Source organism: Amycolatopsis sp. lyj-346 (assembly GCF_046548975.1).
GTDB lineage: Bacteria > Actinomycetota > Actinomycetes > Mycobacteriales > Pseudonocardiaceae > Amycolatopsis.
The window spans coordinates 139044-160582 of the sequence record NZ_JAJPWT010000004.1 but is presented as its reverse complement, the minus strand read 5'-3'; the positions used below and the strand labels follow the sequence as shown (position 1 = coordinate 160582).

General features: G+C 71.3%; 12 protein-coding genes. 1 reads left to right on the top strand and 11 read right to left on the bottom strand.

Features of this window, described 5'->3' with window-relative positions; genetic code table 11:
• The first annotated feature begins 87 nt into the window (after window positions 1-87).
• Window positions 88-1488 carry an RNA polymerase sigma factor gene (locus ACLJQE_RS15685; RefSeq protein ID WP_410639944.1) on the top strand — a complete coding sequence of 467 codons (1401 nt, stop codon included), beginning with the start codon at window positions 88-90 and terminating at the stop codon, window positions 1486-1488.
• A gap of 55 nt (window positions 1489-1543) precedes the next feature.
• On the opposite strand, the gene ACLJQE_RS15680 is transcribed toward ACLJQE_RS15685, so the two are convergent.
• From ACLJQE_RS15680 to malQ, 11 genes are all read right to left on the bottom strand, one after another.
• Window positions 1544-2737, bottom strand: coding sequence for a hypothetical protein (locus ACLJQE_RS15680; RefSeq protein WP_410639943.1), 1194 nt, complete (start codon window positions 2735-2737; stop codon window positions 1544-1546).
• A 40-nt stretch (window positions 2738-2777) separates the two neighbouring features.
• Window positions 2778-3170 (bottom strand): hypothetical protein, encoded by a 393-nt coding sequence (locus ACLJQE_RS15675; protein WP_410639942.1) that lies wholly within the window; start codon window positions 3168-3170, stop codon window positions 2778-2780.
• A gap of 136 nt (window positions 3171-3306) precedes the next feature.
• Window positions 3307-5514: a 1,4-alpha-glucan branching protein GlgB gene (gene glgB, locus ACLJQE_RS15670; protein WP_410639941.1), complete on the bottom strand. Its 2208-nt coding sequence runs from the start codon at window positions 5512-5514 to the stop codon at window positions 3307-3309.
• Window positions 5511-6890: a maltokinase N-terminal cap-like domain-containing protein gene (locus ACLJQE_RS15665; protein ID WP_410639940.1), complete on the bottom strand. Its 1380-nt coding sequence runs from the start codon at window positions 6888-6890 to the stop codon at window positions 5511-5513. Before ACLJQE_RS15665 ends, glgB begins: the two co-directional genes overlap by 4 nt.
• A 5-nt stretch (window positions 6891-6895) precedes the next feature.
• Window positions 6896-8704, bottom strand: coding sequence for a maltose alpha-D-glucosyltransferase (gene treS, locus ACLJQE_RS15660; RefSeq protein ID WP_410639939.1), 1809 nt, complete (start codon window positions 8702-8704; stop codon window positions 6896-6898).
• 41 nt (window positions 8705-8745) lie between these two features.
• Window positions 8746-10728, bottom strand: a complete 1983-nt coding sequence (locus ACLJQE_RS15655; protein WP_410639938.1) for a maltotransferase domain-containing protein — start codon at window positions 10726-10728, stop codon at window positions 8746-8748.
• A 351-nt stretch (window positions 10729-11079) separates the two neighbouring features.
• A complete protein-coding gene (gene glgX / locus ACLJQE_RS15650) occupies window positions 11080-13227 on the bottom strand; it encodes a glycogen debranching protein GlgX (RefSeq protein WP_410639937.1) in 2148 nt (715 codons plus the stop codon).
• 71 nt (window positions 13228-13298) lie between these two features.
• Window positions 13299-15011: a malto-oligosyltrehalose trehalohydrolase gene (treZ, locus tag ACLJQE_RS15645; RefSeq protein WP_410639936.1), complete on the bottom strand. Its 1713-nt coding sequence runs from the start codon at window positions 15009-15011 to the stop codon at window positions 13299-13301.
• Window positions 15008-17284, bottom strand: coding sequence for a malto-oligosyltrehalose synthase (gene treY / locus ACLJQE_RS15640; protein WP_410639935.1), 2277 nt, complete (start codon window positions 17282-17284; stop codon window positions 15008-15010). The genes treZ and treY overlap by 4 nt, the downstream gene beginning before the upstream one ends.
• A complete protein-coding gene (glgX, locus tag ACLJQE_RS15635) occupies window positions 17281-19407 on the bottom strand; it encodes a glycogen debranching protein GlgX (RefSeq protein ID WP_410639934.1) in 2127 nt (708 codons plus the stop codon). The genes treY and glgX (ACLJQE_RS15635) overlap by 4 nt, the downstream gene beginning before the upstream one ends.
• Before the next feature lie 80 nt (window positions 19408-19487).
• Window positions 19488-21446, bottom strand: coding sequence for a 4-alpha-glucanotransferase (gene malQ / locus ACLJQE_RS15630; protein ID WP_410639933.1), 1959 nt, complete (start codon window positions 21444-21446; stop codon window positions 19488-19490).
• Window positions 21447-21539: the final 93 nt, after the last annotated feature.

Below are 21539 nucleotides of genomic sequence, written 5' to 3'. Positions count from 1 at the left end.
CGCAGGCCGAGGCGTGATCCCCGAATGTGAGGCAGCAGTGGCCCCAGGCCGTTGCTCGTCGTGATCGACCGCTGCGAAAGGGCGTAAGTGGCAGCCGCAAGAACCGCAACCCGAGGCGGGACGAAGACAGCGACCGCAGCCGGCGAGCCGGCCGAAGAGGCAGCCACCGGGACGGCGAAGCCAGCGGCGCGCAAGACCACCACCGCCAAGAAGGCGCCGGCCAAGAAAGCGCCGGCGAAGAAGGCCGTGACCAAGGGCGCGAAGACCGAAGACGGCGAACCGGACGGCCCCGCCGACCTCGAGGACGTCGAACTCGACACGCCGGACCTGTCGGACCTGGAAGAGGTCGAGGTCGACGTCGTGGACGAAACGGTCACCGACGAGCCGGACGCCGACTCGGCCGACGACGACGATGACGACGAGGAGTCGGACGAGGAGACCCCGGCGCAGCGGCGTCGCGGGGTGGCGGCCGACAAGGCCGCGGCCAAGAGCGACAACCCGGACTTCGTCTGGGACGAGGAGGAGTCCGAAGCGCTGCGCCAGGCGCGCAAGGACGCCGAGCTCACCGCGTCCGCCGACTCCGTGCGCGCCTACCTCAAGCAGATCGGCAAGGTCGCGCTGCTGAACGCCGAGGAGGAGGTGGAGCTGGCCAAGCGGATCGAGGCCGGCCTCTACGCCGCCGAGCGCGTGCGCACCGCCGAGGAGGAGGGCGAGAAGCTCGTCACGCAGATGCGCCGCGATCTCAAGTGGATCGTGCGTGACGGCGAGCGCGCCAAGAACCACCTGCTCGAGGCGAACCTCCGGCTCGTGGTCTCGCTGGCCAAGCGCTACACCGGCCGCGGCATGGCGTTCCTGGACCTGATCCAGGAGGGCAACCTCGGCCTGATCCGCGCGGTGGAGAAGTTCGACTACACCAAGGGCTACAAGTTCTCGACGTACGCCACGTGGTGGATCCGCCAGGCGATCACCCGCGCGATGGCTGACCAGGCGCGCACCATCCGCATCCCGGTGCACATGGTCGAGGTCATCAACAAGCTGGGCCGCATCCAGCGCGAGCTGCTCCAGGACCTCGGCCGCGAGCCGACCCCGGAAGAGCTCGCGAAGGAAATGGACATCTCCCCGGAGAAGGTCCTGGAGATCCAGCAGTACGCGCGGGAGCCGATCTCGCTCGACCAGACGATCGGCGACGAGGGCGACAGCCAGCTCGGCGACTTCATCGAGGACTCCGAAGCGGTCGTCGCGGTCGACGCGGTGTCGTTCACGCTGCTGCAGGACCAGCTCCAGTCGGTGCTGCAGACGCTGTCCGAGCGCGAGGCGGGCGTGGTCCGGCTGCGCTTCGGCCTCACGGACGGCCAGCCGCGCACGCTCGACGAGATCGGCCAGGTGTACGGGGTGACCCGCGAACGCATCCGGCAGATCGAGTCGAAGACGATGTCGAAGCTGCGCCACCCGTCGCGGTCCCAGGTCCTGCGGGACTACCTGGACTGAGTTCGTTCCACGGAAAACCCCGCCACCGGCTGCCGGTGGCGGGGTTTTCCGTTGTTCAGGGCCGTCCGGTGAGCGTGGTCCACGGGACGTGGACGACCACGCGTTCCCGCAGCTGCTCGTTGAGCAGCCACAGCTCGCCCGTGGCCGGCCAGTACGACAGGTTCTGGCTGTTCACCGGGGCCTGCCCGGCCAGCCTCGACGTCGAGGCGCCGCCGACACCGCCGTGCAGGCACGACGGGTGGTCGCCCGCCACTCCCGCGTACTCGGGGCAAACGCCGGTCAGCACGAAGTAGCCGTTCCGCGACACTGCGCCCTGCATCCCCCACACCGGGGACGAGAAGCCCGCCACCGCGTGCACCAGCCCGTCGGCCGACGTCTTGAGCCCGCCGGAGGCCGCGTCGAACGGCCACCGCAGGATCCGGCCGCCCGCCGCCGACGGGACGTGCTCCGCCGTCACGAACGTCGAATCGGTGTGGTCGAACGACAACGTCGACAAGCAGGGGCGCACGTCGGTCGCCGTCGTGCACGCGCCGCCGCCCGGGTACCAGTACGCGCCGATCTGCGGCATCGCGTAGTCGTAGAACGCCGCGTGGTACTTGCCGTCGGGGCCCAGGCCGACCGTTCCCGCGCCGGCGTCGACCTTCCAGAAGTGCGTTGTGTCGAAGACGCGGATCAGGCCGCCGGTGGTCGCCACGAACAGCCGGTTGCCGGCCCACGTCATGCCGTGCCCGTGGCCGGCGACGACCCGGAAATCCGTGCCGGAGGTCGGTTCCACCAGCAGGACGTGCCGGTAGCCGAGGCCGGTTGCGTCCACAAAGGACAAGCGGACCATCGTGTCGCCCGGGGTGTGCCACGACGCCGCGACGACGCGCTTGCCGCCCACCGTTCCGGTCGTCGGGTCCGCGTCGCCGGAGCCGGTGACGCCCTGCGGGATCCAGTCGTTGGTCTTGTCGTCGTTGGCGTCTTCCCAGCAGAAGCCGGCCGGTTTCAGCGCGGTGGCCAGGGAGGTGCCGTGGCAGAGCGGGCGGGTCTTCCGGTTGGTGTCGGCGAGCAGCGAGCCGAGCCCGCGCGGCGGGAGTTTCGCGTCCAGCGCGGCGACCCGGGCACCGTAGGTGGCGAACGTGTCCCCGGCGGTGAGCCGGAAGCCGTCGACGGTCGCCGCGGCCAGCCGGGGGAAGTTCGCCGCCGCCTGGGCCGTCGGGGTGAGGCCGAGCAGGAGCAGCGCCACGAAGCCGATCAGGAGTCGCATGCCGGCAGCGTGCCCGCCGCGCGTACACGGCCGGTACAACTCAGGGCACGGCCAGCCCGTGCTCCCGCAGCGACTGCTCGACGCGCAGGCGTTCGATCTCGCGGTCCATCCCCTCGGGCAGCTCCCCGAGCCGGTGCGGGACGCCGACCTGGCGGCAGGCCACGGCGAGCAGTTCGTCGTACGCCTGCCGGGTGCCGAGCCGACGTGCGGCCGGCGTTCCGGACGGGTAGCCGGCGAGCAGCCGGTGCAGCCGCCGCAGGTCCGCGGCGACGCGTTCGATCGGCGGTCCGTCCGGTTGCGGCTTCGCGCGCTTCTCCCGGATCCAGCCGACCAGCTTGGGGATGCGCAGCGCGCACCAGAACAACGCCGCGGGCGCGAGACACACCACGGCGAAGAGGATCAGGTTCGCCAGGACGCCACCGTCGCCGTCCACCCCCCGATGGTAAGCCCGCACCACCCACCCGGCGGAGACAATTTTCGGCGTATCTCGCGTGACTGGAGCCGGAACTCGCGTGATCAGAGCCGGAACTCGCGAGTTCCGGCTTCAATCACGCGAGTTCCGGCTGTGATCACGGGAGTTCGGGGGTCTCCGGGGTTTCTTCGATCAGCCAGAGGACTCCGGCCGGGGGGAGCTGGAGGACGGCGGAGGCCGGCTGGCCGTGCCACGGCTCCTCCGTCGCCTCCACCAGGCCCAGGTTGCCGACCCCGGACCCGCCGTACGCCTCGGCGTCGGTGTTGACGACTTCCCGCCAGCGGCCCGCCGAAGGCAGGCCGACCCGGTAGTCGTGGTGCGGGACGCCGGCGAAGTTCGCGACGCAGGCCAGCCGCGAGCCGTCGGCGCCGATGCGCAGGAAGCTCAGCACGTTGCCGCTCGAGTCGTTCGCGTCGATCCAGCGGAAGCCGTCCGGTGAGGTGTCCTGGCTGTAGAGCGCCGGGCACGTCCGGTAGACCGTGTTCAGCGACCGCAGCAGCTCCCACACCCCGAGGTGCAGCGGCTCGTCCAGCAGGTGCCAGTCCAGCGACTTCGACTCCGACCACTCCCCCGGCTGGCCGAACTCGCCGCCCATGAACAGCAGCTGCTTGCCCGGGTGCGCCCACATGAACGCCAGCAGCGAACGCAACCCGGCCGCCTTGTTCCAGGCGTCGCCCGGCATCCGGCCCCACAGGGATCCCTTGCCGTGCACCACTTCGTCGTGCGACAGCGGCAGCACGAAGTTCTCGCTCCACGCGTACACGAGCGAGAACGTCATCTCGTTGTGGTGGTAGGCCCGGTGGATCGGCTCGTGGGAGAGGTACCGGAGCGTGTCGTGCATCCAGCCCATGTTCCACTTGAAGCCGAACCCGAGCCCGCCGAGGTGCGTCGGGCGCGTGACGCCCGGCCACGCCGTCGATTCCTCCGCCACCATCACGACACCGGGGTGTCGCTTGTAGACGGTCGCGTTCAGCTCCTGCAGGAACCGCACGGCGTCGAGGTTTTCCCGCCCGCCGTACTGGTTGGGCAGCCACTCCCCTTCCTTGCGGGAGTAGTCCAGGTACAGCATCGACGCGACGGCGTCCACGCGCAGGCCGTCGAGGTGGAACTCGTCGAGCCAGAACAGCGCGTTGGCGACCAGGAAGTTGCGGACCTCGTTGCGGCCGAAGTCGAACACGAGCGTGCCCCAGTCGGGCTGCTCGCCGCGGCGCGGGTCCGCGTGCTCGTACAGCGGCGTCCCGTCGAAGCGGGCCAGCGCCCAGCTGTCCCGCGGGAAGTGCGCGGGCACCCAGTCCACGAGCACGCCGATCCCCCGCTGGTGCAGGCGGTCGACGAAGTAGCGGAAGTCGTCGGGCGAGCCGAAGCGGGACGTCGGCGCGTAGTACGACGTCACCTGGTAGCCCCACGAGCCGCCGAACGGGTGCTCCGACACCGGCAGCAGCTCGACGTGCGTGAACCCGGTTTCGACGAGGTAGTCGCCGAGCTGGTCGGCCAGTTCCCGGTAGTCGAGGCCGGGCCGCCACGAGGCGAGGTGCACCTCGTAGACGCTCATCGGCGCCGCGGCCCACTCGGTCGCCTCGCGCTGGGCGACCCAGTCGTCGTCCTCCCACAGGTACGCCGAGCGGGTGACGACCGACGCGGTCGCGGGCGGCTGCTCGGTGGCGAACGCCATCGGGTCGGCCTTCTCGTACCAGTTGCCGTCGGCGCCGAGGATCCGGAACTTGTAGCAGGTGCCCGCGCCGACCCCGGGCACGAACAGCTCCCAGACCCCGGACGAGCCGAGCGAGCGCATCGAGTGCCCGCGCCCGTCCCAGCCGTTGAAGTCGCCGATCACGCGGATGCCGCGGGCGTTCGGTGCCCAGACCGCGAACGACGTCCCCTCGACGACCCCGTTCGGCGTCTCGTACGACCGGACGTGCGCGCCGAGCGCCTCCCAGAGCCGCTCGTGCCTGCCCTCGCCGATCAGGTGCAGGTCCAGCTCGCCCACCGTGGGCAGCCAGCGGTACGGGTCGTCGGCGGTGGTGGTGTGCCCGTCGTACTCGATCTCCAGCCGGTAGTCGCCGGGGTGCTCGGGCACGGCGACGGCGAACAGCGCGTCGATCACCGGTTCCATCGGGTGCTTCCGCCCGCCCGCGCAGAGCGTGACGCCTTTCGCGCCGGGCAGCAGCGCCCGGGCCGCGAAGCCCTTGCCCACCGCGTGCACGCCCAGCACCGAGTGCGGGTCGTGGTGGGACCCGGCGAGCAGCCGGTCGATGTCCGCGGCCGGCGGGGCCGCGGCCGGGAGGCCTTCGGGAGCCGCGTTCACGGTGTCGTCCCTCCGTTGGTGATCCGGGCGATCGAGGCGAGCGGCACGCCCAGCCAGTCCGGCCGGTTCGCGTGCTCGTAGCCCACCTCGTAGACCGCCTTGTCCAGTTCGAAGGCGCGCAGCAGTTCACCCTGCTCGCGCGGGTCGGCCGCGATCGCGGCGTAGCCCTCGCAGAACGCCGCCCGGTTGCGCTCCGACCATTCGTGGGCGCGCTCGGCCAGCGCCGGCTCGTCCGGCTGCCCGACCAGCATCTGCTGGGCCGCGTAGTCGAACGACCTCAGCATGCCCGCGACGTCGCGCAACGGCGACCTGAGCGCGTGGCGTTCTTCGACCGGGGCCGCGGGCTCGCCCTCGAAGTCGATCAGCAGCCAGCCGCCGACCGTCCGCAGCACCTGGCCGAGGTGCAGGTCGCCGTGGATGTACTGCATGGTCACCGAGCCGGTGGGCTGCGTGCGCAGCGTTTCGAACGCCGCCCGCAGCTTCGGGGCGTACGCGGCCAGCTCCGGCACCCGCCCGGCGATCGTGTCGAGCCGGTCGAGCATCGCCTTCGCCGAGCGCTCGAGCTCGTCGGCGTCGACCGGCTCGGTGCCGAGCGCCTCGGCGAGGTCGGCGTGCACCTCGGCGACGGCCCGCCCGAGCCGCTCGGCCTCGCCGGCGAAGTCGCCGCCGACCTCTTCGGGGTGCAGTTCGGGCGCGGCCATCAGGTCGCGGACGCTGGTGGTGGCCATCGCCCAGCCGTCGACCGCGTCCGGCAGGAACTGCTGGAGCATGCCGACCGTGGTCGGCTCGCCGTCCAGGTCGCCGGTGATCGACCCGAGCACCGGCGCGATGTGCTTGCTGCCGACGCCCTGCAGCGCGCGGTGCAGCAGCAGGTCCTTGTTCTTGCCCGGGCTCAGCTTCCGGAACAGCTTGAGGATGTACTGCCCGCCGTAGACCAGGGACGTGTTGCTCTGCTCCGACGTGATCGGCCGGGCCCGCAGGCCGGTCTCCAGCTCCACACCGGGCTCGTGCTCGAAGACCAGCGACCCGACCTGCTCCTCGCGGGCCATCAGGTCCAGCAGCACGCCGGTGACGTCCAGGTCGCCGGACGCCTCGTAGGCGTTGAGGTCGCCGACGGCGCCGATCCAGCTGGTCGACGCGATCTCCGGCGGGTGCGTCCGCCGGCCCACCAGCAGCTGGTAGGGCTCGCGCCGATCGTCTTGGGCGACCTCGATGACGACGTGCAGCAGCTGCGGATCACCGGAAACCAGTTCGGTCACGCCGAGTGGCCGGACGCCGGTCACCGTCCGGTCCTTGCCGGCGAACCAGCGCTGCTCGGGCAGCCAGCGCTTCAGGTCCTCGGTCAGGTCGACGACCAGCTCACGCGGGTCGGACAAGGAACTCACCTCGCTTCGCCTTCGTCTCCCGGGCTCGTCAGCTGGAACCAGTAGAAGCCGTGGCCCGGCAGCGTCAGCAGGTACGACAGGTCCCCGATGCTGGGGAACCGCACGCCGCCGGTGAGCTCCACCGGCGTGCACCCGCGGTGCGCGGACAGATCCAGCTCCACCGGCTGCGGGAACCGGGAGAGGTTGTTCACGCACAGCACGACGTCTTCGCCACCGTCCGGGCGCCGCCACTGGCGCTTGTAGGCCAGCACGCTCGGGTTGGACCCGCCGAGGTCGATGAACTCGCCTTCGGCGAAGGCGTGGTGCTGCTTGCGCACCTCGATCATCCGCCGGGTCCAGTTGAGCAGGGACGACGCGTTGTTCGACTGCGCCTCGACGTTCAGGCCCTGGTAGCCGTACACCGGGTCCATGATCACCGGCAGGTAGATCCGGCCCGGGTCGCAGGAGGAGAACCCGGCGTTGCGGTCCGGGGTCCACTGCATGGGGGTGCGCACCGCGTCGCGGTCGCCGAGCCAGATGTTGTCTCCCATACCGATCTCGTCACCGTAGTACAGAACGGGCGAACCGGGGAGGGACAGCAGCATCGCCGTGAACAATTCCTGCTGGTTGCGGTCGTTGTCCAGCAGCGGGGCCAGCCGGCGGCGGATGCCGATGTTGGCCTTCATGCGCGGGTCCTTGGCGTACTCCGCGTACATGTAGTCGCGCTCGTCGTCGGTGACCATCTCGAGGGTCAGCTCGTCGTGGTTGCGCAGGAAGATGCCCCACTGGGCCCCGCTGGGGATGGTCGGGGTCTGGGTGAGGATCTCCGAGATCGGGAACCGCGACTCGCGCCGCACGGCCATGAAGATCCGCGGCATCAGCGGGAAGTGGAACGCCATGTGGCACTCGTCGCCGCCGACCGCCGGGTCGCCGAAGTACTCGACGACGTCCGAGGGCCACTGGTTGGCCTCGGCCAGCAGGATCCGGCCCGGGTACTCGTCGTCGACGACCTTGCGGCAGCGCTTGAGGAACTCGTGCGTGCGCGGCAGGTTCTCGCAGTTGGTGCCCTCCTGCTCGAACAGGTACGGCACGGCGTCCAGGCGGAAGCCGTCGATGCCCAGGTCCAGCCAGAACCGCAGGGTGTCGATCATCGCGTTCTGGACGTCGACGTTCTCGAAGTTCAGGTCGGGCTGGTGGGAGAAGAACCGGTGCCAGTAGAACTGGCCGCGCACCGGGTCGTAGGTCCAGTTCGACGTCTCGGTGTCGACGAAGATGATCCGGGCGTCGGCGTAGCGGGAGTCGTCGTCGCTCCACACGTAGTAGTCGCCGTACGGGCCGTCGGGGTCGCTGCGGGACTGCTGGAACCACGGGTGCGCGTCCGAGGTGTGGTTGAGCACCAGGTCGGTGATCACGCGGATGCCGCGCCGGTGCGCCTCGTTGAGCAGGAAGACGAAGTCCTCGACGCTGCCGAACTCCGGTAGCACCGCGCGGAAGTCGCTGATGTCGTACCCGCCGTCGCGCAGCGGCGAGGCGTAGAACGGCGGCAGCCACAGGCAGTCGATGCCCAGCCAGGCCAGGTAGTCGAGCCGGCCCGCCAGGCCGCGCAGGTCCCCGGTGCCGTCGCCGTTCGAGTCGGCGAACGCACGCACCAGGACCTCGTAGAACACCGCGCCCTTGAACCACTCGGGGTTGCTCGGCGCCTGCTGCGCCGACCGGAAGTCCCCGGCCTGCGGTTCCACGAGCATGCCGTCGGCGGTCATCGCCTCGCCGGTGTGCGGCACACCGTCCAGCCCCAACGCCGCGTCGGGCCGGGCCTCATCCGCCATCTGTTCCACCTCGGTTTCTCGGATTCCCTGTCCTTCCGTCCTCAGCCGGCCAGCCGTCGTCTCACCGACACGACGTGCGCCACCGCCCGCCAGGGTTCGAGCCGGACGAAGTTCGCCGGGCCCCAGTCCCACGTGTCGCCGGTGACCTCGTCGTGGGCGATGAGCCGTTCGTGCGCCTCGAAACCGAGCGCGCCGGTGTCGAGCCAGAGCGTGCCCTCCTGGGGCCCGTACGGGTCGAGGGTGACGACCGTGACCACGGTGTCGCCGGTGGCCGGGTCCTGTTTGGAGTAGGCCAGCAGCGCGTCGTTGTCGACGTGGTGGAAGTGCAGGGTGCGCATCTGCTGCAGCGCCGGGTGCGCGCGGCGGACGGCGTTCAGCTTGGCCAGCCACGGCTCCAGCGAGCGCCCTTCGGCGAGCGCGCGCTCGAAGTCGCGCGGGCGCAGCTGGTACTTCTCGGAGTCGAGGTACTCCTCGCTGCCCTCGCGGACCGGGAGGTGCTCGAACAGCTCGTAGCCCGAGTAGACGCCCCACGTCGGCGAGATCGTCGCCGCCAGTGCGGCGCGCAGGGCGAACATGCCCGGACCGCCGCGCTGCAGCGACTCGTGGAGGATGTCCGGGGTGTTGACGAACAGGTTCGGCCGGCCTTCGTTCCAGTGTTCGCGCAGGTCGATGGCGAAGTCGATCAGTTCCTGCTTGCCGGTGCGCCAGGTGAAGTACGTGTAGCTCTGGGTGAAGCCGAGCCGGGCCAGGCCCCACAGGCGGGCCGGGCGGGTGAACGCCTCGGCGAGGAACAGGACGTCCGGGTGGGCGTCCTTGACCGACTGGATCAGCCAGGCCCAGAAGTCCGGCGGCTTGGTGTGCGGGTTGTCGACCCGGAAGATCTTCACCCCGTGGTCGATCCAGACGGTGATGACCCGCAGCATCTCTTCGTAGACGGCCTTGGGGTCGTTGTCGAAGTTGATCGGGTAGATGTCCTGGTACTTCTTCGGCGGGTTCTCCGCGTACGCGATCGAGCCGTCCGGGCGCGTGGTGAAGAACTCGGGGTGCTTGAGCACCCACGGGTGGTCGGGCGCGGCCTGGAGCGCGAAGTCGAGCGCCACCTCCATGCCGAGTTCCTCCGCCCGTGCGACGAAGTTGTCGAAGTCGTCGAAGGTGCCGAGGTCGGGGTGGATGGCGTCGTGGCCGCCTTCGTCGGCGCCGATGGCCCACGGCGAACCGACGTCTTCCGGCTTGGCGTCGAGGGTGTTGTTGGGTCCCTTGCGGTTCACCCGACCGATCGGGTGAACCGGCGGGAGGTAGACGACGTCGAAGCCCATCTTCGCGACGCGGTCGAGCGCGGTCGCGGCGGTGGCGAAGGTGCCGTGCACCGGCTTGCCCTCGGCGTCGAGCCCGCCGGTGGAGCGGGGGAACAGCTCGTACCAGGAGCCGTACGCGGCGCGGCGGCGGTCGACCCACACCTTGCGCGGCTTGCCCTTGGTGACCAGCTCCCGCACCGGGAACTCGTGCATGAGCTGGCGGACCTCGGGCGAGAGGGCGGGCCCGATGCGCTCGGCGAGGCTGCGCTCCTCGTCGCGCAGGGCCTTCACCGCGCCGGTCAGCAGCGCCTTTTCCGCCCGGCGGTCGGGACGGCGGGAGACGCGCTCGATCAGCCGGGCGCCGTTCTCGAGGTCGTTGGCGAGGTCCCCGGGGCCCTGCCCGGCGGCGACCTTCACCTCGACGGCGTGCTCCCACGTCGCCCAGGGATCGCCCCACGCGTCGATCCGGAACGTCCACAGGCCGGTGGTGTCGGGCGCGATCACCGCGGCGAACTCGTCCGGGTGGTCGGGGCCGCGCGGCACCATCCGCGTCTGGCGGGTCAGCCGGTCTTCCGGTCCTCGCCACGCGACGGTCGCCGCGACGGCGTCGTGGCCCTCGCGCCAGACGGTCGCGAAGACCGGGATGTGTTCCCCCACAACGGCTTTGGCCGGATACCGGCCGCAGCTCACGCTGGGGGAGACGTCGTCGATGCCGAGCCGGCCGGTCATGGGCAACGCCCTTCGCTATATCAGTTGGACGCAGACGGCGACAGTCTGCCTGACTCGATCAAGCGCCCACGAGGCAGGGTTCTTTATCCCTGTACCCAAACTGGATCAAATGAAACGCTTCCGGCGCAACGAGTTCCGGGCGCGTGTCCGGCAGGTTACGACCGGGCGAGCACCCGCCGCGCGTCCCGCCCCGGCCAACACGCGAACCCGAACGGCCAAAACCCGTACCCCAACGGACGGTTCGCGTACCGGGGGAGTCGGCCGGCGTACCTGGAGGGTCGGTTCACCGTCCGACCCTCCAGGTACGCGAACCGACTCCCCCGGTACGCGAGCCGACCCGCCGGGTACGCGTCAGTAGGGTTCGGGCTGGGGTTCGGCGGCCAGGCGGGGGGCGCGCAGCAGGAGCAGGGAGCGGGACTGCAGCGTCACGCGGCTCTTGGCTTCGAGGGTGCCCGGGTTGGCCGGGCTGCCGTCCGCGGTGCTCGTGTCGAGGGTCGGCTTGAACGTCTCGCCGTACTCGCGTCCCGGCAGGACGACTTCGGCCGGGCCGTCGCCGGCGTGCAGCCACAGCAGCCACGAGTGGTCGGACACCAGCTCGCCTTCGCGGTTGCGCGCCTGGCTGTTCGAGCCGTCGATCCACATCCCGAGCGTGTGGCGGTCCTCGAACCAGTCGCTTTCGCCGAACTCCTCCCCGTCCGGGCGGAACCAGACCAGGTCCGGCTTGCCGGTCGGCGTCGTCCGGCCTTCGAAGAACTCCGGCTGCCGCAGCGCCGGGCTGCTCGCGCGCAGCCGCACGACCCGGCGGGCGAAGGCCAGCATGGTCTCGGCCTCGGGGTCCTCCGGTGTCCAGTCGAACCACGACGTCTCGTCGTCGAGGCAGTACGCGTTGTTGTTGCCGTGCTGGGTCCGCCAGAACTCGTCGCCCATGGTGAGCATCGGCGTGCCGGTGGACAGCAGCAGCGTCGCGAACATGTTCCGGACCTGCCGGGCCCGCAGCTCCCGGATCCCCGGATCGGCCGCGTCGCCCTCGGCGCCGTGGTTCCACGAGCGGTTGTCGTTGCCGCCGTCGCGGTTGTCCTCGCCGTTGGCCTCGTTGTGCTTTTCGTTGTAGGACACCAGGTCCCGCAGCGTGAAGCCGTCGTGCGCGGTGACGAAGTTGATCGACTGCCACGGCCGCCGCAGGTTGTGGTCGTACAGGTCCGACGAACCGGACAGCCGGTAGGCGAGGTCGCGGACGCCGGTCGCGCCGCGCCAGAAGTCGCGCACGGTGTCGCGGTAGCGGCCGTTCCACTCCGCCCACTGGGCGCCGAAGCCGCCGACGCGGTAGCCCTCGCCGGTGGCGTCCCAGGGCTCGGCGATCAGCTTGCAGCGCGAGAGGACCGGATCGGTGGTGATCGCGGTGAGCAGCGTCGACGCCGGGTCGAACGCGCCGCCGCGCGGCCGCCCGAGGGTGCTGGCGAGGTCGAACCGGAAGCCGTCGACGCCCATCTCCTGCGTCCAGTACCGCAGCGAGTCGGTCACCAGCCGCACCACCGTCGGCGAGCCGGCTTCCAGGGTGTTGCCGCAGCCGGTGATGTCGGCCATGTGGCCGCGGTCGGTGTGCAGGTAGTACACCGGCGCGTTCAGCCCGCGGAAGCTCAGCGTCGGCCCGTCCGGCCCGCCCTCGCAGGTGTGGTTGAACACGACGTCGAGGATCACCTCGATGCCGGCCGCGTGCAGGGCGGCCACCATGAGCCGGAACTCCTCGACCTCGTGACCCGGTTCGCTGGCGTAGGCGGCGTGCGGGGCGAAGAAGCCGAGCGGCGAGTAACCCCAGTAGTTGTGCCGTCCGGCCCTGATCAGCGACGGCTCGTCGAGGAAGGAGTGCACCGGCAGCAGCTCGACCGAGGTGACGCCGAGGCGGGTCAGGTACTCGATCGACACCGGGTGGGCCAGGCCGAGGTAGGTGCCCCGCAGCGCCTCCGGGATGAACGGGTGCCGCTGGGTGAAGCCCTTGACGTGCAGTTCGTAGACCACCGCCTCCTCGAACGGCACCTCCGGCTTGATCCCGGTGTCCGGCCCGCCCGGCGAGGTGACCACCGACAGCGGCACGCTGCCCAGGGAGTCCACAGTGGACATGGGGCCGCGTTCCGGGTCGCCGGTGAAGCCCTGGGCGGCCCGCAGGTCGGTGAGCCCGCCGGTGATCTGCCGGGCGTAGGGGTCGAGCAGCAGCTTGTGCGGGTTGCACCGGAGGCCGCGGGCCGGGTCGTACGGGCCGTGGATCCGGTAGCCGTACCGCTGCCCCGGCGTCACGCCGGGGACCAGGCCGTGCCAGACGCCGAAGGTGCGCTCGGTCAGCGCGATCCGGCGTTCCGATCCGTCGGCGTCGACCAGGCACAGGTCGACGGCGTCCGCGACGGCGGACGTGATCGCGAACCGCACCCCGCCGGCCTCCGGGTGGGCTCCGAGCGGAAAGGGGCGGCCGGCGAGGACGTGATCGGCGGAGGGTCGTGTGGCCATTCCTGAATCGTCCCAGACAAGCGGTGGTCCGTGCGCGCCATGACAGAGGAGTTACCCGGAGGCAACCGCCGTCAGGGTGTTGTCTCGGCCAGGACGAACGTGTCCGGCGGCAGGTGGGCGGCCCCACCGTCCACGGTGGCCTCTCCCCAGGTGAGCAGCGACACGGTCGCCCCGAGCGGCAGCGTCACCGGGCCGACACCGAAGTTGACGGCCAGCCGCAGCCCGCCGCGGTGCAGCACGAGCCACGACCCGTCCGGCGCGGAGTCGACGCGCAGGTCCGCGACCCACGGGCCGGCCAGCTCGGGCCGCTGCCGGCGCAGCCGGATCAACGCACGGTAGAGCTCCAGCACCTCCCGGTGACCGGGCCGTTCCGGCTCGGCCCAATCGAGCCGTGAACGCTCGACCGTGGCCGGGTCCATCGGGTCGGGCACGTCCGATTCGCCCCAGCCGTGCCGGGAGAACTCGCGACGGCGGCCCGTGCGGACGGCCTCGGCCAGCTCCGGGTCCGGGAACGACGCGAAGAACTGCCACGGCGTGCTCGCCGCCCACTCCTCCCCCATGAACACCATCGGCGTGTACGGCGAGCAGAACAGGATCGCCGCGCCGCACGCCAGCCGGCCCGGGGAGACCGTCGCGGACAGCCGGTCGCCGGTCGCGCGGTTGCCGATCTGGTCGTGGTTCTGCAGGTAGCCGAGGAAGCGGTGGCCGGGCACGGTCCGCGTGTCGACCGGGCGGCCGTGGGTCCGCTCCCGGAACGACGACCAGGTGCCCGCGTGGAAGAACACCTCGCGCAGCACCCGCTCGAGCGCGTCCGGCGCCGCGAAGTCGGTGTAGTACCCCGTCGTCTCGCCGGTGAGCTTGACGTGCAGGGCGTGGTGCAGGTCGTCCGACCACTGGGCGTGCAGGCCGTAGCCGCCCCGCTCACGGGGCGTGACCAGCCGCGGGTCGTTGAGGTCGGATTCGGCGATCAGGCTCAGCGGCCGGTTGAGGGCCGCCGACAGCGCGTCGACCTCGGTGGCGAGCTGTTCGAGCAGGTGGACGGCCCGCCGGTCGAGCAGCGCGTGCACCGCGTCCAGGCGCAGCCCGTCGAGGTGGAAGTCGCGCAGCCAGCTCAGCGCGTTGTCGATCACGTACCGGCGGACCTCGTCGGAGCCGGGTCCGTCGAGGTTGAGGCCCGGCCCCCAGTCGTTCTGGCCGGCGAAGTACGGCCCGAACTTGTCCAGGTAGGCGCCCGACGGGCCGAGGTGGTTGTAGACGACGTCGAGCACGACGGCCAGGCCGCGGGCGTGGGCGGCGTCGACGAACCGCTTGAGCCCGTCCGGCCCGCCGTAGGGCTCGTGGACCGCGCCCCAGAGGACGCCGTCGTAGCCCCAGCCCGCGGTCCCGTCGAAGGCGTTGACCGGCAGCAGCTCGACGTGCGTGATGCCGAGGTCGACGAGGTGGCCGAGCCGCTCGATCGCCGCGTCGAAGGTGCCGCCCTCGGTGAAGGTGCCGACGTGGAGTTCGTAGAGGACGGCGCCGGGCAGCTGGCGCCCGGTCCAGGCGTCGTCGGTCCAGGCGAACTCGCCGTGGTCGTAGACGCGCGACTCCGCGTGGACGCCGTGCGGCTGCCACCGGGACCGCGGGTCGGGCAGCGGCTTCTCGTCGTCCAGGAGGAAGGCGTAGTTGATGCCGTCGGCGTCGGCGTGCCACCAGCCGCCGTCGCCCTCGGTCATTTCGTGCACGCCTTCGTCGACGCTCACCCGGACCCGGCGGGCCGCCGGGGCCCACACGCTGAACTTCATGCGTCTCCTCGCACCAGCAACGCGACGGGGTAACGGTCGAACAGGGTGGCCAGGCCCGAACTCGCGTCCCGGCCGGTCAGGACGTCGGTCCAGACGCCGCCGGGCAGCGGGAGGACCGTGTCGCGCCAGCCGCCGCCGGCTTCGAGACCGAGGGGCAGCCGGGTCACCGCCACGGCGAGGTCCGGGCTCCGGGTGTAGGCCAGGACGTGCTCGGCGGCCGGGCCCTCGGCCCGCAGCGGCCGGTAGCCGCGGAACAGCGCCGGGTGCTCCCGCCGCAGCCGCAGGGCCTTGTGCACGACCAGCAGCTTCGCCGCACCCGACGCGTCGATCCCCGGCTGCTCGCCTTCGGTGATCCGGGCCAGGATTTCGCGCCGGACGGCGTAGTCGACCGGGCGGCGGTTGTCCGGGTCGACCAGCGAGAAGTCCCACAGCTCGGTGCCCTGGTAGACGTCCGGGACGCCGGGCGCGGTCAGCTGGACGAGCTTCTGGCCGAGCGAGTTCGCGTAGCCGGGCCCCTCGATGCGCCGGACGAACGCCTCGACGTCCGCGGCCAGCTCGGTGTCGTTCAGGACGTCCTCGGGCCAGGCGGCGACGTCGGCTTCGAAGGCCTCGTCGTGGTCGGTCCAGCTGGTCCGGAGCTTGGCTTCCTTGGCCGCCTTGTCGAGGTAGTCCCGCAGCCGCGACGGCTCGATCGGCCAGGTCGCCACCAGCGTCTGCCAGGCCAGCAGGTTCAGCGACGGCTCGTCGATCCCGCGCCGGGCGGTCCACCGCCGGACGGCACCGGCGAACTCGCCGGGCACCTCGGCCAGCACCGCCATCCGGGCGCGGGTGTCCTCCGAACGCTTGGTGTCGTGCGTGGTCAGCGTCGTCATCGCCGCGGGGTGGCCGGCCTCGCGCGCGGCGGCCAGGCGGTGGAACTCCTCGACGTCCAGGCCGAACCGGTCCGGGTTGCCGCCGACCTCGTTGAGCGCGGCGAAGCGGGTGTAGCGGTAGAACGTCGTGTCCTCGGTACCCTTCGCGACGACCATGCCGGACGTCTGCTGGAGCCGGGTGGCCGGCTCGCTCTCGGGGTTCTTGCGCACGGAGGCGTCGAGGACGATCAACGCGTCGGCGAGGTCGGGCCGCGCTCGGCGGGCCCCGTCGATCGCCGCCGCCCAGTGCGCGCCGCCCTCGGGAAGGTAGGAGCGGTACACCGGGAAGGCGATCATGGTCTCGGCCACCGCCTGCCGGGCCTGGTCGGGGTCGATGCCGGGCAGCAGCGCGGCGATCCGCCGCACCTCGGCGACCAGGATGCGGTCGGTGACCAGGCGCCGGGCCTCGGCCTCGACGCGGTGGTAGCCGGTCTTCACGCCCAGCTCGTTCGCCAGCGCGGTGAAGCCGGGTTCGCCCGCCGGGTCGACGAAGACGCCGGCGATCTCGCGCAGGGCGTCGTAGCCGGTGGTGCCGTCGACCGGCCAGCTCTGCGGCAGCGGCTCGCCCGGGTGCAGGATCTTCTCGGCCACGATCCACGCGTCCGGCGCGTTCTCCCGCAGCCGCCGGAAGTAGCCGCCCGGGTCGGCCAGGCCGTCCGGGTGGTCGACGCGCAGGCCGGTGACGTCGCCGTCGGCGACCCAGCGCAGCACCTCGCCGTGCGTCGCGGCGAACACCGTGGGGTCTTCGACGCGGACCGCGGCCAGGTTCGTGATGTCGAAGAAGCGGCGGTAGTTCAGTTCGGCGTTGCCGCGGCGCCAGTCGGCCAGGCGGTAGTGCTGGCGCTCGTGGACCTCTTGCGCCGTCCCGGTTTCCGTGCCGGGCGCGAGCGGGAAGCGGTGGTCGTGGTAGACGAGCTCGTCCCCCTCGACCGACAGCTCGGCGACGGCTTCATCGTCGCCGAGGACCGGCAGCAGGAGCGGGCCGCGGTCCCAGTCGACGTCGAAGAAGGACGCGTACTCGGAGTCGCGGCCGTGCTTCAGCACGTCCCACCACCAGGGGTTCGCCTTCGGCACCTCGACCGACATGTGGTTCGGCACGATGTCGACCACCAGGCCCAGCCCGAGCTCCTTGAGCAGCGCGGAGAGCTCCTGGCGCGCCGCCTCCCCGCCGAGCGCGGGCCGCGCGCGCGTCGGGTCGACGACGTCGTAGCCGTGGGTCGAGCCGGGTGTCGCGTCCAGCACCGGCGACGCGTACAGCGCGCCGATGCCGAGGTCGCGCAGGTAGCCGGCGATGCCGGCCGCGTCGGCGAAGGTGAACTCCGGGCGCAGCTGCACCCGGTAGGTCGACTCCGGGACCGTCATGCGGATTCCGTCTCCGTCCGTTGCAGCACGATCAGGGACCGGGCGGGAAGGGTGAGCCGGCCCCCGCCTTCGACCGGCTTCGCGTCGGCGGGTTCCACCTCCCCGGTCGCGGTGTCGACCACGACGGTCCAGCTCTCCCCGTAGCCGTTGCCCGGGAGCGTGGCGTCGATGTCCTCGTAGTGGGCGTTGAAGGCGAGCAGGAACGAGTCGTCCTCGACCTTCATGCCGCGCTGGTCGAGGTCGGGGATCGCCTTGCCGTTGAGGAAGACGACGACCGCCTTGCCGAAGCCGTCGTCCCAGTTCTGCTCGGTCATCTCCTCGCCGGCCGGGGTGAACCAGGCGATGTCGCCGAGCTTGTCGCCCTTGCCGACCGGACCGCCCTGGAAGAAGCGGCGGCGGCGGAACACCGGGTGCCGGTGCCGGAGCGCGCCCAGGCCGCCGGTGAACTTGACCAGGTCGGCGTTCTCCTTGGCGAGTTCCCAGTCCATCCAGGACAGTTCCGAGTCCTGGCAGTAGACGTTGTTGTTGCCCTGCTGGGTGCGGCCGAACTCGTCGCCGTGCAGGATCATCGGGACGCCCTGGGACAGCATCAGCGTGGCCAGCATGTTGCGCTGCTGCCGGACGCGCAGTTCGAGGACCTCGGGGTCGTCGGTCTCGCCTTCGACGCCGCAGTTCCACGACCGGTTGTCGTCGGCGCCGTCGCGGCCGTCCTCGCCGTTGGCTTCGTTGTGCTTTTCGTTGTAGGACACCAGGTCCCGCAGCGTGAAGCCGTCGTGCGCGGTGACGAAGTTGATCGACGCGAACGGGCGGCGGCCGTCGTCCTGGTAGAGGTCCGACGAACCGGTGATCCGCGAGGCGAACTCCCCGAGCGTCGAGGGCTCGCCGCGCCAGAAGTCCCGGACGGTGTCGCGGTACTGCCCGTTCCACTCCGTCCACAGCGGCGGGAAGTTGCCGACCTGGTAGCCACCGGGGCCGACGTCCCACGGCTCGGCGATCAGCTTCACCTGGCTGACGATCGGGTCCTGCTGCACCAGGTCGAAGAACGTCGACAGCCGGTCGACGTCGTAGAACTCCCGGGCCAGCGCCGAAGCGAGGTCGAACCGGAAGCCGTCGACGTGCATCTCCGTCACCCAGTACCGCAGCGAATCCATGATCAGCTGCAGGGTGTGCGGGTTGCGCACGTTCAGCGAGTTCCCGGTGCCGGTGTAGTCCATGTAGTACTCGGGCTCCCCCTCGACCAGGCGGTAGTAGGCCTCGTTGTCGATGCCGCGCATCGACAGGGTCGGCCCGAGGTGGTTGCCCTCGGCGGTGTGGTTGTAAACCACGTCGAGGATGACTTCGATCCCGGCCTCGTGGAAGGCCTTGACCATGCCCTTGAACTCCTGGACCTGCCCGCCCTCGCCGGGCATCGCCGAGTAGGAGTCGTGGGGCGCGAAGTACCCGATCGTGTTGTAGCCCCAGTAGTTCGTCAGGCCTTTCCCGTCCAGGCCGTGGTCGGTGACGAACTGGTGCACCGGCAGCAGCTCCACCGCGGTCACGCCGAGCTTCTGCAGGTGCTCGACGACGGCGGGGTGCGCGAGCCCGGCGTACGTGCCCCGCAGTGCTTCAGGCACGAACGGGTGATGCACGGTCATGCCCTTGACGTGGGCCTCGTAGATGACCGTCTCGCTGTACGGCCGCTTCGGCTGCCGGTCGTTGCCCCAGTCGAAGAACGGGTTCGCCACCAGCGAATACGGCACGCGGCCGGCGGAATCGTCGTCGTTGCGCTCGTCCGGGTTGCCGAACTGGTAGCCGAACAGGGATTCGTCCCACTTCACGCCGTGTGAGACGGCCTTCGCGTACGGGTCGATGAGCAGCTTGTTCGGGTTGCAGCGCAGGCCGCGCTTCGGGTCGTACGGGCCGTGCACGCGGTACCCGTAGCGCTGCCCGGGCCCGACGTTGAGCAGGTAGCCGTGGTGGACGAAGCCGTCGACCTCTTCGAGCGCGTAGCGCGTCTCCTTGCCCTCGGCGTCGAACAGGCACAGTTCGACGCGCTCGGCCACCTCGGAGAACAGGGCGAAGTTCGTCCCGACTCCGTCGTAGGTGGCGCCGAGCGGGTAGGGCGTTCCGGGCCAGGGCCGCACTGGGTTTCTCCTCGAGCTTGGGTCGTGCCGGTGGCGTCCGCGGACGCGTACCACCGGGGTCGTGCTCCGCGAAGTGGTCGTTACCGGGGCAGCGGCCGGGCCGCCGCCAGCGGTGCGACCGCGGCGCGGACCCCCTTCGCGGTGAAGAAGCCGTCTACGCTGACGGGAAGGCGAATCCGCCAGTTAGGGTACTGGTCGACGGTTCCGGGCAGATTCGGCTGCCGCACCTGGCCCGCGACGTCGGCCGGCGAGGTCAGCACCAGCCGCGAGGCGGCCGACGCCAGCAGCGTGTGCAGCGCGACGACCGGGTCGTCGTCCGGGATCCCTTCGCGCGCAACGAGTTCCAGCAGCGCCTTGCGCTCCTCGGCGGCCGCTTCTTCCTCCGCCTCGACCCCGCGGTCCAGCAGGCCGAGCTCGGCCCGGACCCGGACGTGCTCGCTCTTCAGCCAGCCTGCGACCGTCGGCAGGTCGTGCGTGGAGATGCTGGCCATCGCGTCGGGATCCCAGCTGCCCGGCCGCGTGAACGGCTGGCCGGGCGCGTCCCAGTCGCGTTCGAACCACAGCACGGCCGAGCTGAGCATCCCCCGTTCGTGCATGGTGTCGGTGACGACCTCCTCGACGGTGCCGAGGTCCTCCCCCACCACGACGGCGCCGGCGCGGTGCGCTTCGAGCGCGAGCACGCCGACCATCGCCTCGGCGTCGTAGTGGACGTACGTCCCGCGGTGCGCGGGCTCGCCCGGCGGGATCCACCACAGCCGCCACAGGCCGGCGATGTGGTCGACGCGGATGCCGTCGGCGTAGCGGAGGACACCCCGGATGACGTCCCGGAACGGCGCGTACCCGGCCTCGGCCAGCTTGTCCGGCCGCCACGGCGGCAGGTTCCAGTCCTGCCCTTGCTGGTTGAACGCGTCCGGCGGCGCACCGACCCGCACGTCGGCGGCGAAGACGTCACGGACGGCCCAGGTGTCGGCCCCGCCCGGGTGCACGCCGACCGGCAGGTCGTGCACGATCCCGACGGTCATCCCGGCCTCGCGCGCGGCTTGCCGCGCCGCTTCCAGCTGGACCCGGCAGAGGTGCTGGAGCCACGCGTGGAACGCGACGCGCTCCTGGAGCTCGTCGCGTGCCTTCGCGGTGGCCGGCCCGGCCGGGTCGCGCAGGGGCTCCGGCCAGTCCCGCCAGTCCCCGCCGTGCTTCTCGGCGAGTGCGCAGAACAGCGCGAAGGCCGGCAGATCGCCGTCCTCGGGCACCGGTTCGACCCGGTGCGGCCACAGCAGCTCGAGGGCGGCGCGCTTGGCCGTCCAGACGGCGTCGTAGTCGATCAGCTCCCCTTCGCGGTCCGGGGCCAGTGACTCGACGGCCGCCCGGGTGGCGGCGTCGGCCCGCTCGAACGTCTCGGTGGCGGTGACGCGCAGGTAGCCGGGGTTGGCGAACCGGCGGCTGGCGGGCGAGTACGGCGACCGTTCGATCGGGTGGGCGGGGCTGATCGCCTGCACCGGGTTCACCAGCAGGACACCGGCGTCCAGTTCGGCGGCCGACCGGGCGGCGAAGGTGGCGAGGTCGGCGTAGTCGCCGATGCCCCACGAGCCGGCCGAGTGCAGGGAGTAGAGCTGCAGCATCCACCCCCAGGCGGGCCGGACCTGCGGCAGTTTCGCCGGTACCACGGCCAGCACGGCCTCCTGGTCGCCCGCGACCACCCGGTGCCACCCGAGCGGCAGGTCCGCGGGCAGGTCGCCCCCGACCTGCCGCCGCGTCCCGTCCTCGAGGACGACTTCGGCATCGACCCCCAGTGCCCGCCGGGTGCCTTCCCGCACGACGATGGTCGGCGGCAGCGCGGCAGGAGCTTCTTGCGCCGCGCGCAGAGCGGCGGCGATGGCCTGGTCACTGGTGGCATCGACCCCGAACTGCCCGAGAACGGCGACGACGACCTCGTCGTCCACGTCGACCCAGACCCGATCGGCGTTCTGGTAGCGGGTGGCCACACCGTGCAGGTCGGCAAGCTCGTGCAGGGCGGCGGCGCGGGCGGGGATCTCATCGGGCACGGCACCAGCATTCCGGTGCCCGGCCGTTCCCGCCATCTGCGCGGCCGACGTCACCCCGGCGGCGGGAGCGACCCCCAGCCGCTCCCGCCGCCC